This window comes from Stutzerimonas stutzeri, from assembly GCF_019090095.1.
Taxonomy (GTDB): domain Bacteria; phylum Pseudomonadota; class Gammaproteobacteria; order Pseudomonadales; family Pseudomonadaceae; genus Stutzerimonas; species Stutzerimonas stutzeri_AN.
In genome coordinates this window covers 772,466-785,658 of sequence record NZ_JAGQFP010000001.1, presented here as the reverse complement: position 1 = coordinate 785,658, position 13,193 = coordinate 772,466, and the positions used below count along the sequence as shown (strand labels likewise).

Here is a 13,193-nt window from a genome sequence, read left to right as displayed (position 1 = left end):
AGGCTGGCCTTTGACCCTAAGGAATAAAATGATCAATCAACATGCTGTTCGTATCGTCGTGACGGGCGTCGGGATCGTGGGTCCGCTGGGCTGCGGCGCGGAGATCGTCTGGTCGCGCCTGCTTGCTGGTGAGTCGGGTATCCGAGTGCTGCCTGACAAGGTGACAGCCGGTACCGGTTGCGCCATCGCGGGACGCGTACCGAGCGTAGCCGAGGACAGCGAGGCGGGCTACGACCCGGACCGGCATGTCCCCGCCAAGGATCGCAAGAAGATGGACCGCTTCATCGAGTTTGCGCTCGTCGCGGCCAAGGAAGCCCTGGCCCAAGCCAAGTGGCAGCCGGCCAACGAAGCCGCCCGGCAACGCACCGCCACGCTCATTGCCTCGGGCGTCGGAGGGTTCGACGCGATCACCGAGGCCGTGCGCACCACCGACCAACGCGGTCCGCGTCGGCTCTCGCCATTCACCGTGCCGTCGTTCCTCGCCAACATGGCGGCTGGGCACGTTTCCATCCAGCACGGCTTCAGGGGGCCACTCGGCGCACCAGTCACCGCTTGCGCTGCTGGGGTACAAGCCATCGGGGACGCGGCACGTCTGATTCGCAGCGGCGAGGCGGATATCGCTGTCTGTGGCGGGACCGAGGCCGCCATCCATCGCGTCACCCTGGGCAGTTTCGCGGCAGCGCGCGCCTTGGCGACCGGACTCAACGATCGCCCGCAGGAGGCGTCCCGCCCGTTCGATCGCAACCGCGAAGGCTTTGTCATGGCCGAAGGCGCCGGCCTGCTGGTAATCGAATCGCTGGACCACGCCCTGGCGCGCGGCGCCCAGCCCCTGGCCGAACTGGTCGGCTACGGCACCAGCGCCGATGCGTACCACCTGACCGCTGGCCCGGCCGATGGCAGCGGTGCGCGTCGAGCCATGGAGCTGGCGCTGCAACAGGCAGGGGTGGCGCCGAGCGACGTTGATCACATCAACGCGCATGCGACGTCCACCCAGGTCGGTGACCGGGGTGAACTGGCTGCCATTCGATCCCTGTTCGGCACGGGGTCGGGGGCGGCAATCACCTCGACGAAGTCCAGCACAGGGCATCTGTTGGGCGCCGCGGGCGGCATCGAAGCCATCTTCACGGTGCTTGCGCTTCGTGATCAGATCGTCCCGCCCACGCTGAACCTGACCGAGCCCGACGAGGATGCTGCGGGACTCGATCTGGTTGGCTTGACGGCCAGGAAAATGCCCATCGAATACGCGCTGTCGAACGGCTTCGGATTTGGCGGCGTCAATGCCAGCGTACTGTTCCGTCGCTGGCAGCCGTCCCCGCCGACGTCGTGATCGTTTGATTCGACTGCCCGTCATGCAGCCGAAAGGCTGAACGCTGTGGCTGGACCTGCCAGGCAGGCCCAGCTCCCAGCGCACCTGGCCCGCGCTGGCTAGCGATACCCCTGCAGCCGCGCGGCTCGTTGCACTCATCGAGTCCAACCGCGTCGCGTCGACGGCCTAGTTGCCGGTAGCTGCAAACGCTTGGGCAATGGTTGGCGGAGCCGCGGGACGGTCGTACATGGCCTTCAAGTAGCCGCTCAACCTCGGTGTGTTCTCGAGCAGCTTTTCTTCGTCGGCCCAGTCCAGCGTATACGCCGCGTTGAAGTCGGCCACGCTGATCCGATCGCCCACCAGGAACTCGCGTTCCTCCATATGTCGCTCCAGCACGGCCAGCATGTCCATGCATTCCTGCCGCGCCAGTTCCACATCCTGTGGTATTCGCTGGTTTTCCGGATAGATGAACGTATGCCGCGCGATACGCCAGAGCGGTTGCTCGATCTCGGTCACCAGAAAGAAAATCCAGCGATACATCTGGGCTCGATCCTCGACCGTCTCTGGTATGTACCCCGCTTGAGGATTCTTCTCGGCGAGATAGAGCTGAATCGCTGCCGATTCGGTTATGACCCGATCGCCGTCGACCAGCACCGGGACCTTGGCCGCGGGGTTGAGGGCGAGAAAGTCGCGTTCCCGCTGCTCACCGCGTAACAGGTCTACCGGGACCATCTCATATTCCAGACCCAGTTCGTTGAGCAGCCAGATGACGCGCAGGGCTCGGGTTGGCGGCGTTCCATATAGTTTCAACATGTTCGGCTCCAGTGATTTCAGGCGATTGTCGTGGGTTGCCTGATTAATCGAACGGCAGCGCGCCGAATCGACATCCCAAGCACAAAACACCATGAGCAGAATGGCTGCACGACACGCAGGGTTTGCCTGGCAACAAAAAAGGCCCCGAGGGGCCTTTTCTGCTGATCCGTGCCGATATCAGCGCACCTTGAAGCGGCTCACGACGGCGGACAGGCGCCCGTTGCTGGTGAGCAGCGACTCGGTGCTGCGGTCCACACTCACCCCGCTTTCAACCAGCTCGTCGACGACATGTCGCACCGCGACCATGTTCCGGTTGATCTCCTCGGCGACGGCGCTCTGTTCTTCTGCCGCGGTGGCGATCTGGGTGCTCAGGTCGTTGATATGAACCACCGAGTCGGCCATTTCATCCAGGCCGACAGTGACCTGGGCGGTCTTGTCCGCCGTGGTTTGGCAACTGATCTTGGTCTGTTCCATGGCCTGGACCGCCGAGCCGACGGCCTGCTGCAAGCGTTGCAGCGTCTCGTTGATCTCCGAGGTGCTCTGTTGGGTACGTGCGGCGAGCGCCCTGACCTCATCGGCGACCACCGCGAAGCCGCGCCCTTGCTCGCCGGCACGTGCCGCCTCGATGGCCGCGTTCAAGGCCAGCAGATTGGTCTGTCCGGCAATGTCGCCAATGACGCCGAGTACGTCGTTGATCCGTTGAGCATCAACCTCCATCGCCTGCACTTTGGCCGTCGCGCCTTCCACCTCGCTGACCAGGGCGCGCACGCTGCTGGAGGCATCGTCAACGACCCGCTTCGAGGCGTTGGCGTTGTGGTTGGCGGTTTGCGTGAACGTGGCGGTATCGCTGGCACTTTGCGCAACGGACTCAGCGGTCGAGCTCATCTCGTTGATCGCGGTGACAGCCTGATCGGTTTCCGATGCGTGTCTGGCCAAGGCCTCGTTGGTCGTGCGCGAGAGCTGCTTGAGCTGCCCGATTTCGGCCTGGATCTGGGTAGTGGCGTCGCTTACGTCAATCATCATGGTCTGCAGGTAACCAATGAATCCGTTCACCGAGCGGCCCACCCGATCGACTTCGTCTTCGCCCTTGATGTCGATTCGCTTGGTCAAATCGGCGTCGCCCGCCGACAACGCGTCGATGTTCGATCGCAGCACGTCCAGGCGCTTCATCAGCTGGTTCAGCGCGACGATCATCAAAGCCAGAAGAATCAGGACCATGGGGATCTGCAGCGAAGCGAGCGTCTTGAGCATGGCATCGCTGCGGGCCTCGAGCTGGGCAGTAGGCAGCGCCGCGGCGAGCCACCATGGGGTTCCTTCGATAGGGGTCAGGAAGAAGCTGAAGTCTTCGCCGTTCCTGCTGTAGGACCCGCGATGCAGTTGCTGCGGCTTCTCGGCCAGCGCCTTCTGCACCGTAGCGATGAAGGGCGATTGGCTGGACAGCTCCGATACGTTACGCAACACCATGTCAGCGCTGAGTTGCGGCTGGTTGCTGAGGATCTTGCCGTCCGCTTCGACGATCATCACCTCGCCGTTGATCTGTTTCTGCTTTTCCGCAACCAGGCGGTTGAAGAAACCAAGGGTCAGGTCGATCGTCGAGACACCCCAGGCCGAACCATCCTTGTAGATGGTCATGGCGCAGTTGGTGCGCGGCTCGGCGCTGGCGTCGTCCTTGTATGCCGCAGCCCAGACGCATTTGCCACGAGGCGCCTGCATGCCGCCGCGATGCCAGGGCTCGTCGAAGTAATTCTTCGACTCAGCCGAGTTCCAATGCGTATTGACGATCAGCTTTCCTGTCGCGTCGCGATGGTAGAAGGTGCTGTGCTTCGCACGTCCCGGCGTGCGCAGATTGGGCAGCGGCCAGATTCCGCCGCCGAATACCTTCGCATCGCCGTACTGATCGACCAGACCGGGCAACACCCGATCGATCTCATCGCTTTCCAGCATGGGTACGGTCTGGGTGATGCTGCGTGCCTGGGCTTCGACCCGCGCCAGCTCGACGCCGATGTGCTCGCCGATTTCAGCGACCTGCGACAGCACGATGGTTTCACCGGCTGCGATGAGCTGCGGGGTGACGAACCGCTTGATGCCCAGCATCGTGAGAAGCATCACCAGCAGAACGAAGCCGACGAAGGTGAGGGTGTAACGGGCCTTAATGGTGCTCAGAACTGACATCTTTTCGGAACCTGTGGACAGCCTGCCCATCAGCGGGCTTGGCGATCGCGCTGTATCGGCGATCGTCTGGCGCGCTTGAGGCTCCCCTGATCAACGGTTCGTCCACTGCACGACAGTCGTTCGATGCGTCGAGCGGCTTGGGGTGACGGTGCTGCCTGGGAGCGGCCAGGGACGATCACGAGGAAACGAAAACGCCCTCCAGGCCACGGGGGCGAGGAGGGCGTCTGGACGGCGCTGGGGAGCGGTCAGAGGCGGTGGTTGTACTTGCCCAGGTCCATGTGACGGTTCACATCCTTGTACAGCAGGTAGCGGAACTTGCCGGGGCCGCCTGAATAGCAGGCCTGCGGGCAGAACGCGCGCAGCCACATGTAGTCGCCGGCCTCCACTTCGACCCAGTCCTGGTTCAGGCGGTAAACGGCCTTGCCTTCGAGCACATACAGGCCGTGCTCCATCACGTGGGTTTCCGCGAAGGGAATGACGGCACCGGGTTCGAAGGTCACGATATTCACGTGCATGTCGTGGCGCATGTCACTCATGTCGACGAAACGGGTCGTGACCCACTTGCCGTCGGTACCCGGCATCGGGATCGGTTCGATGTCCTGCTCATTGGCGACGAAAGCTTCCGGACGCGCCAGGCCGTCGACTGCCTGGTAGTACTTGCGCACCCAATGGAAGCGCGCCGGAGCGGCATTGGTGTTGCGCAGCGACCAGTTGGACGCTGGCGGAATGAACGCATAGCTGCCCGGACGCATCGCGTGCGTGGTGCCTTCGAGCGTCAGTGTGAATTCGCCGTCGACCACGAACAGCACGCCTTCGGCATTCGGATCCTGCTCAGGACGGTCGCTGCCACCGCCTTCAGCCAATTCGACGATGTATTGGGAGAAGGTTTCGGCAAAGCCGGACAGCGGACGGGACAGTACCCACATGCGCATGTTGTCCCAGAACGGCAGATGGCTCGTGACGATGTCACGCATCACGCCCTTCGGGATGATGGCGTAGGCCTCGGTGAACATCGCGCGATCGGTCAGCAGCTCGGTCTGGGCTGGATGCCCGCCAGTGGGGGCATAATATTTGGTGTTTGCCATAAAACTCCCGTCATGGTTGTTGGTACCTGCTGGCGAGGCCGCAGGCTGGGGAAGGAGCAGGTTTTGTATACACATTGAACATCTTTCTGAAGACAATGTATACAATAATTCCTGTCCCGGGCCAAACCTGTTCTTTCGCGCCGTCGCGCCGTCGCGCCCTCGAGTGCCGGCGTGCGTCAGAATCTGTTTACCTACTTATAGGCCGTGTACGTCTAGGTTCACACACGCAGCGAGCCGCGAAAGCCTCTGGCGGCGTAATACGACTGTGCCCCGTTGTGATAGGTGAACACCTTGCCGTAGCGACGGTCGCAAAAGAGTGCCCCACCCAGCGCCCGAACGTCCGACGGTGTGCTGACCCAGCTGGACGTTTTGCTATCGAACTCGCCGAGTGTCTGCAGCGTCCGGTACTGCTGTTCGGTCAGCAGTTCGATACCCATCTCATGAGCCATTGCAACCGCACTGGCCAGTGGCTTGTTCTCCTTTCGGTCGTTCAGCGCCTGATCGTCGTAACACAGGCTTCGGCGGCCTGATGGGCTCTCCCTGGAGCAATCGCAGAAGGTGAATTGTCCCGTCTCTGGATCGTGCGCTATCACGTCGGGTTCTCCTCCGCTGCGCTCCATCGCGTGCAGGGCGTTTAGTGCGCTGGCGTTGCGTTCCAGCCTCGCCAGCACATCGCTCCATTCAAGGCCTTCATGCCGATGAGCATGCTGCTCGAAGCGATCTTTCAACAGGTGGAGCAAGGCTTCTCGTTCGGTTTTATTCATGGTTGACGGTCGTCGGCGATGGGTTGCTGGGCGGTATGGTGCTGGCGCTATACCTCGTCTGCGGGCGCCTTCGCTTGTTCCTACGGAGGTGGCTGCGCATGCCGTTGCGCGCGTCGCTGAACTGAACAGCGTTGCGGCAAGCGACCATTAGCGTAGCCGGTGAACAGGGCGGATGCAGGGCAGTGCCGATGCGCCGCGACGAGGCAAAAGGGGAGGGGCAGCACATGGCGTTACGCGGCAGGCAGAGGGCTTAATCCTTCTGGTGCCAATTGCGCTCGGTCCTGTTCTGCGGCAGCCATCCGGCGCGACCTCGTATCGCGTTAGCTGGCCCGTTGGCTAGGAGGCCTCGTTCGTCTCGCGCTGGTTTTCCGCGCGGGCGCAGTCTTATACACATCGAGATAAAGGCTTAATCCACAGAAACTGTGGATAACCACGTGGATATCGTCGTACAAGCGTCGCTCGAGGTCGCTGTTATCGGGCCTGCGCTCAGACTGGTCGAAAATCGTTCAGACCGACGAGGCTATTCGTGTCATTTGGAAGGCTTATGCACAACGGCCGCCTACGTTCGTCCGCTCCGGTGTGTCGCCTCCGGCCAAGGCCCTGGCATGCCAGGGCTGTGACCTTGAATCGGCGTGTGGGAAATGCCGGCCCTTCGGTGAAGGTCGAGGCTTGCCGAGCACGCGGATGCCACGTTCACGCAGGAAGACTACCGCGGCATCCCTGTCATCGACATCGGCATGCTGGCTTGGTCGGGCGCGGAATACTGGAACACGTTCGGGATTGGCCCCTAGGTCTGGTTAGCGGCAGCAGCATTATCAGAAGCTGACCACCGTCTTCAGCCCCACAACCACCACATCTTGCGCACTGTCGAAGCCGCCGGGGCGGTGGAAGTACTGGACGTTCGGCGTCAGCGAGACGGCCGGCGTCAGGGCGACGCGGTAGTAGAGCTCAGCGGGGTATTCCACATCCGGCACGGGCTCGCCTTGTTTGTGCAGGTGCTTGCGGGCATCGTCATTGATTTCCAGGCGGCCGAGACCCAGCCCGATCTCGTCATTGGGGCGCGAGGCGAATGGCGCGGAGAGGATGCCACCAACTTGCCAGATCCGCTCGATGTAGGTCACGTCCGGGTCGGACTGGATCAGATTGGCGAACAGCTTCAGCCGTCGCGCCGGCAACGCAGCGCTCTGCCAAAGCTGTTGTTCGGCCATCAGGTAGCCGCCAGTAGCCTTGTCGTGTTCGGCGGCTGGCGCGCCGGATAGCGCCATCGGCCGACCGGCCGCGTCATGGTAGACATCCTCGAAGTCGCCGGTGTTGCGCCAGAGGCCCAGGCGATAGGCTCCAGGTTGGCCGGAGAAGGTCGGCGTCCAGCCCAGTTCCGCCACCGCGTGGTAGCCGGTGGTGCCCGACGGGCTGCCGAAGTTCAGACCCTGCTCGCGCTCGGTGAAACGCGGGTTGACCTGATAAAGCGCAGTCTGCAGCGACCACTCTTCGTCCAGCTGGTAACGCGCGGTGGCGCCCCATTGGCTGATTGGCCAGGTGTACCAGTTCGGCGTGATGTAGCCGGGCACCGTGCCGCAGAAGCCGAGGTTCTGGAATGGACAGGCGAAGGGATAGATCTCGCCGCTCATGGGCAGGCGACCAAGCTTGAGCAGCAGGCGGTCATCGAGAAGCGCCTGTTGGTAATAGAACTGCACCAGCCGGGTGGTGCTGCCATAGCCGTAGATTTCCTGCGGCTGCAGCAGCACGCCGAGGTCCGCCTCGCCGTTGAGGTTCTCGCCGTTGCGGTTGACTACCGTGAAATGAAAGCCGGCGCCGGCCCAGCCCAGCAGTTTGTCCAGGTCCAGCACGGCGTCGAACATCAGTTGGTCGGCGTAGGCGCCGGTGCGGTCATTGCCGCCCTGGGTATTCCAGGCCAGCTCGTTGACGTAGGTGATCTGCAGGTCGACGCCGGCCTCATGCAGGCGGGTGCGGCTGCCGTTCCAGTCGCCGAACAGAAACTGGTCGGGCGAATACTCGGCCGCGTGGGCAGAAGTGATCAGGCAGGCGGCGAGAATGCCGCTGCCGAAGCTCAGGCTTGTTGTCATTGTTCTGATCCTTCGGATGTGACGATGCGGAGCGCCGCGAATATCGTTAGGTGGAAGGCCTATGGCATGAAGGGTATTCGCAAGCGCTTGTGCTCATGGTTCATTACCTGTGGCTCGGTAACGGTGGCTGCGTTGTCGGTGTGTTGAAAGCCCGAACCGGTCGCGAATGAGCGCTGTGGCACGCTCGTTCCTTCACTTGGATTCGGGCTTGTCTAGCGTTGAAGGACTAATGCCCTCCGCCCGACTTCACGCCGTCGTGCGCTTGCCGGCGAACGAAGTGACGAATGCTTTCCAGCTCGGCATCCGTCAAATCCGGGAACTTGGGCATGCCGTTGGCTAACAGCGCGCCCCCGCGCACCACATGCTCAAAGGCTTTTTCGTTGCCAGAGAGCAGGATTGGCGACTCCCGCAGATCGGGCGCTTTCATCCCCGCGACCGCTCCGGCGCCATGGCAGCCAACACAGAGGTTTTCCGCAAAAGCACCGGCACCGGCTTCCGCTTTCTTGGCGTCGACCTTGAACTTCTCGTCGATGATTGGCTTGGCCAGCTGCGGTGCAGGCTGTTTGGGAACGACCGCTTTTCCGTCGAGTGAGAAGGTCATGATGCGGCGCTCGTGCACACCGTATTTCCAGCCATGGCTTTCGAAACCCAGCTCGCCGTTGCCGCCGAAGTTGGAGGCCAGGGCCCCACCCGGGCCGACCAGCAGGGAAACCATCTGCTTGCCATCCAGTTTGTAGGTAATCGGTGGCGCGGAAATGCCAAGGCCTACGTCATAGGACCAGAGCTCGTCGCCGGTACGCGCATCGTAGGCCTTGAACAGGCCGTCAGGCTGGCCTTGGAAAACCAGGTTGCCGGCGGTGGTCAGGGTTCCGCCACCCCATGGGCTCTTCTGGTTGACTTGCCATACACGTTTGTTCTTGACCGGATCCCAGGCCTGCAAGGAGCCGCGCGATTCATGCGGATCTTTGGTCAACTCCCATCCGGTCAGGCCCAGATAGAGTTTGTGGCTCGCCATCTTGTGCCCGGGCTTCGTGTTCTTGCCATCGTCCTTGAAGGTATTGCCCAGATGGTTGGTGGGGATAAACGCAAGATTCAACTCGGGGTTATAGGACATCGCGTGCCACGAGTGAGCGCCGAATGCCGAAGGGTAGATATTCTTCTCGCCATCGGGATATCTGGCGTCTTCCGCAACAATATGGCGCTGTTCTTTCAGGTCGTACTTGGGTGACCAGTTGGCATCAGCAAATTTTTCAGCCGACAGTACCTTGCCGTTCGAGCGGTCGATCGTATAGAAGAATCCGTTTTTTGGTGCGTGCAAGAGCGCATCGACATCCTTGCCATCGATATTCAGGTCGGCCAGCACGATGTCCATGTTCGAGTTGTAGTCCCAGGTGTCACCGGGGGCCGTTTGGACGTGCCATTTGTACTCGCCTGTATCCGCATCTACTGCTACGAGAGAGCACAGGAACAGGTTATCGCCGCCCTCCGGGCTACGTACCTTGATGTTCCATGGGCCACCGTTACCTGTGCCAAAGATGAGCTGGTTGTATTTCGCATCGTACGTCCAGCCATGCCAGGCATTACCGCCGCCGCCGTTTTCCCACCACCGGCCACTCCAGGTTTTGGCCGCCATTTCCTGAGCGGCGTCCTCGAACCCATCGGCAGGGTTGCCAGGCACGATATAGAAACGCCAGATCTGTTTGCCGGTTTCGGCATCATAGGCGGTCACATAACCGCGCATCGGGCCAAGCTCTGTTCCGCCGTTACCAACAAATACTTTGCCGTCGAAGGCCTTGGGATGGCCGGTAATATTCAATGGCTGGTCGTGGTCAAATGTTCGGGTCTGCCAGACTTCCTTGCCGTCTTTTCTGTTGATCGCTATCAGGCGGCCATCCCAGGTGGCGATGAATAGTTTGTCGCCATAGGTCGAAAGTCCGCGGTTATGCTTCCAGAAGACCTTCTTCATGTTGTTGTCGAGAATTTCTTTGGAAACTTGCGGATCGTATTCCCAAAGCATCTTGCCCGTGCGTGCATCGAACGCACGCGTCTTGTTCATTTCACCGACGTAATACATGACACCATCGACAACCAACGGTGTTCCGACGATATCGGATCGATCCGGCAATGGTGCATACCATTCAGGCTTCAACCCGCCGACGTTGTCTACATTTATATCTTCAAGAGGGCTGAATCGCTGTTCGGAGTGTGTTCGTCCGTAAGCCAGCCAATCAGCAGTATTGGATTCATCAGACAATTCCTTATCCGTGATGATTCTGTCTGATGCATGCAGTGGCGTAATCGCAAAAAGCGAGGCCGCCATGACCATTTGAACCCTTAGGTTTGACTGTTTTAAGTTCATTTTTATTATTTCCTTGTTTAGGGTTTGTTCTCGCTTCAGGCATGCCTCAAGCGAGCATTGCCGGTAAGGCTCTTTTAATATTTGTTTTCTTTGAAAAAACGACTTCCGGTGTTGCGCCCTCTAATAGCGAGCAACATGACGCGCGTGTATCACTGCTTTTCAGGGTTGTTATTTAAATATTTATAACTACAGGTCCAGCTTCGTTGCGCTTTCGTTACCAGCATTGGCGGTGTTGCGACCCTGCTGCGTGACACTCCATGCCAACGCCTGTGCGTACAGTGCTGTACAAGCTCGGTTCAGCGTGCGGGAAAGCGCGGGTCCCAGAGCAAGCGGGTCACGCCGGATTCGTACTCCATGCCCTCGGGGAAGCTGACCAACTCCAATTGCAGCCCCCACGGCGCGAGGAAGTAGACCCAGGTCAGGCCCTTGCCCGGCCCTTCGATGAAGGTCGAGGGTTCGCCAAGCACGCGGATGCCGCGTTCACGCAGGAAGGCCACCGCGGCATCCATGTCATCGACATAGAAGGCCAGGTGATGGCCGCCGATGTCGCTGTTCTTTGGTGGCGTGCCGGCCTGGTCGGGCGCTGAATACTCGAAGACCTCCAGGTTGGTGCCGTTGCCGCAGCGCAGCATCTGAAAGTTCCTGATCACCGCGCGCGGATGGACGTTGAGGTGCTCGTTCATCCAGTCATCGTCGAAGGCGAAGGTGCCGAGCTCGAAGAACGGCTCGCAGCCCAGCACCTCGCAGAAGAAGCTCACGGCTTGCTCGAGGTTCGGCACGGTCAGGCCGAAATGCTGGATGCCGCGCTGGCCGGGCAGGCTGCCTTTGGGCGGGGTGGGGGTAGGGTGGTTCATGGTGTTTCCTCCGTTGCATGGCTGACGGGCGGACCCGTGGTGTTTTTGTTTTTTCAGAGCAAGGGGGAGCGCTGCCCGGCGATCTGGTTTTGCGATGGGCAGAGGCCGGTTGCGGCGCCGATGTTCAGGCCTTGCCAACCCAGCACTTTTCGATAGCGTTCGGGTAGGGCGTTGGCAGCCGTCCAGGCATCGGCCAGCCGCTCGCCGAGCGCCAGGTGGCTTTCGGCCTGGCAGCGCTGGTCGTTGGCGCAGGCGTGGTAGAAGCGGTTCACCACGTCGACCATGGCGTCGCGCCAGTCGTCGATCAGCACCGCGGCGTGAGCCAATACCACGGGGCGTCCATCGCGGCTGCGCCGCCAGCGCTGTGCGGTTCCGGCGACCTTGCGGCCCTCCAGGGTGAGGTTGAAGCGGCCGTCGCAGAAGGCGCCTGGCACCGCGCCCACACCCGCCGCAAGATCGTGTTCCGCCAGCCACAGCGCGAGGGGTTCGAGCAGCCGCTCATAGGCGATGTCGATGCGGTTACCGGGCTCGTCGTTGGCCGGCAGGGCACAGGCCAAGGCGATGTTCAGCACCGCCGAGGACTGCGGCACCGGCTCGCCGCCGGTATCGCGCAGCAGGATCGGCCAACCCTGCGCCGCGCAGCGTTGGCTCGCCAAGGCGAAACCGGGCCGGCGTTCGAAACTGCTGGGCATCACCAGCGCTTGGCCGGTCGGCCGCCAGAGCAGCAGCTGGCAGTCGAACAGCCCGTCGCAGACGCGCTGCAGCAAGGCCCGCTCGGCGTTCAGGCCGGCGCCCACACTGAACCGGGCGATGCCGTTCATGCCGCGTGCTCCTCGATGCGCCGACACAGGTCGTCGAGAAACTCCGCCGCGGGTGAGCCGTTGACAGCGCGATGGTCGAAGGTCAAGGACAGGCCCATCCACTCGACCTCCGCCAGCTCGCCGCTGGGCCCGAGTTCCAGCCGCCGCTGAATGCCGCCAACGCCGAGGATCGCCACCTGCGGTGGGTTGAGGATCGGCGTGAAGTGGTGCACCCGCGACAGCCCCAGGTTGGAGACGGTGAAGGTGGCGCCGGTCAGCTCCTTGACCGACAGCTTGCCAGCCTGGGCCTTGTCCACCAGCGCTTTGCGCGCCCGGGACAGGTCTTCGCCATCCAGCCGGTCGGCGTCGAACAGCGCCGGGGCCACCAGCAGATCGCCCGGCAGCGGGATGGCGAGGCCCAGGTGCACGGCCGTGTGCTGGTGGATCACCTCGTCCTCCAGCGTGGCATTGAGGCCGGGATGGGCCTTGAGCGTCTCGATCACCTTGAGCAGCAACAGGTCCTGCACGGACACCGCACTGCCCGCGGCCTTCAGCTCGGCGCGACGGGTCTTCAGCGCATCCAGTCGGCATTCGCTGTGGTGAGTGAGCTGCGCGGTGGTCTGCAGGCTTTCGTGCATCTTCGCCGCGATCATCTTGCGCATGCCTTTGAGCGGTACCCGTTCGGGCGCGCGCTCGGGCAGATTCTCCAGTTGAGTCATGGCTATTGCACCTGGCCGATGACCGCGCCCTTGGCGATCACCGCGTCTTCTTCTTCGAGGATCTTCAGGACACCGGCGGTTGGTGCCTCGATCTCGAACTGGGCCTTTTCCGACATGACCTCGGCGACCAGGTCACCGGCGGCCACTTCGGCACCGTCACTGACCAGCCAGGAGGTGATCACCGCTTCGGCGTCGCCTTCCCAGAGGTCGTCTGCAATTACGATGGGGGTACTCATA

At 61.8% G+C, this 13,193-nt stretch carries 11 protein-coding genes; 1 reads left to right on the top strand and 10 read right to left on the bottom strand.

All coding sequences use genetic code 11. The features are described 5' to 3' along the window. Positions 1–28 precede the first annotated feature (28 nt). Positions 29–1,327 (top strand): beta-ketoacyl-ACP synthase II, encoded by a 1,299-nt coding sequence (gene fabF / locus KVO92_RS03310; protein ID WP_217474258.1) that lies wholly within the window; start codon positions 29–31, stop codon positions 1,325–1,327. A 165-nt stretch (positions 1,328–1,492) separates the two neighbouring features. On the opposite strand, the gene KVO92_RS03305 is transcribed toward fabF, so the two are convergent. The 10 genes from KVO92_RS03305 to KVO92_RS03260 all read right to left on the bottom strand — a co-directional run bounded on the left by KVO92_RS03305 (position 1,493) and on the right by KVO92_RS03260 (position 13,192). Further along, positions 1,493–2,119 (bottom strand): glutathione S-transferase family protein, encoded by a 627-nt coding sequence (locus KVO92_RS03305; RefSeq protein WP_217474257.1) that lies wholly within the window; start codon positions 2,117–2,119, stop codon positions 1,493–1,495. 177 nt (positions 2,120–2,296) lie between these two features. After that, complete coding sequence (locus KVO92_RS03300) at positions 2,297–4,291, bottom strand: methyl-accepting chemotaxis protein (RefSeq protein ID WP_217474256.1); 1,995 nt, start codon at positions 4,289–4,291, stop codon at positions 2,297–2,299. 245 nt (positions 4,292–4,536) lie between these two features. After that, positions 4,537–5,376: a bifunctional allantoicase/(S)-ureidoglycine aminohydrolase gene (locus KVO92_RS03295; RefSeq protein ID WP_217474255.1), complete on the bottom strand. Its 840-nt coding sequence runs from the start codon at positions 5,374–5,376 to the stop codon at positions 4,537–4,539. A gap of 218 nt (positions 5,377–5,594) precedes the next feature. Then, positions 5,595–6,140: a DUF4256 domain-containing protein gene (locus tag KVO92_RS03290; protein WP_217474254.1), complete on the bottom strand. Its 546-nt coding sequence runs from the start codon at positions 6,138–6,140 to the stop codon at positions 5,595–5,597. A gap of 815 nt (positions 6,141–6,955) precedes the next feature. Further along, positions 6,956–8,224: a carbohydrate porin gene (locus tag KVO92_RS03285; protein ID WP_217474253.1), complete on the bottom strand. Its 1,269-nt coding sequence runs from the start codon at positions 8,222–8,224 to the stop codon at positions 6,956–6,958. A gap of 226 nt (positions 8,225–8,450) precedes the next feature. Further along, positions 8,451–10,583 carry a PQQ-dependent dehydrogenase, methanol/ethanol family gene (locus KVO92_RS03280; protein WP_217474252.1) on the bottom strand — a complete coding sequence of 711 codons (2,133 nt, stop codon included), beginning with the start codon at positions 10,581–10,583 and terminating at the stop codon, positions 8,451–8,453. 296 nt (positions 10,584–10,879) lie between these two features. Further along, positions 10,880–11,437: a VOC family protein gene (locus KVO92_RS03275; RefSeq protein WP_217474251.1), complete on the bottom strand. Its 558-nt coding sequence runs from the start codon at positions 11,435–11,437 to the stop codon at positions 10,880–10,882. 53 nt (positions 11,438–11,490) lie between these two features. Continuing rightward, positions 11,491–12,258 (bottom strand): lipoate--protein ligase family protein, encoded by a 768-nt coding sequence (locus KVO92_RS03270; protein WP_217474250.1) that lies wholly within the window; start codon positions 12,256–12,258, stop codon positions 11,491–11,493. Beyond that, a complete protein-coding gene (locus KVO92_RS03265; protein ID WP_217474249.1) occupies positions 12,255–12,956 on the bottom strand; it encodes a 2-oxo acid dehydrogenase subunit E2 in 702 nt (233 codons plus the stop codon). Before KVO92_RS03265 ends, KVO92_RS03270 begins: the two co-directional genes overlap by 4 nt. Before the next feature lie 2 nt (positions 12,957–12,958). Continuing rightward, positions 12,959–13,192 carry a lipoyl domain-containing protein gene (locus KVO92_RS03260; protein WP_217474248.1) on the bottom strand — a complete coding sequence of 78 codons (234 nt, stop codon included), beginning with the start codon at positions 13,190–13,192 and terminating at the stop codon, positions 12,959–12,961. Position 13,193 lies beyond the last annotated feature (1 nt).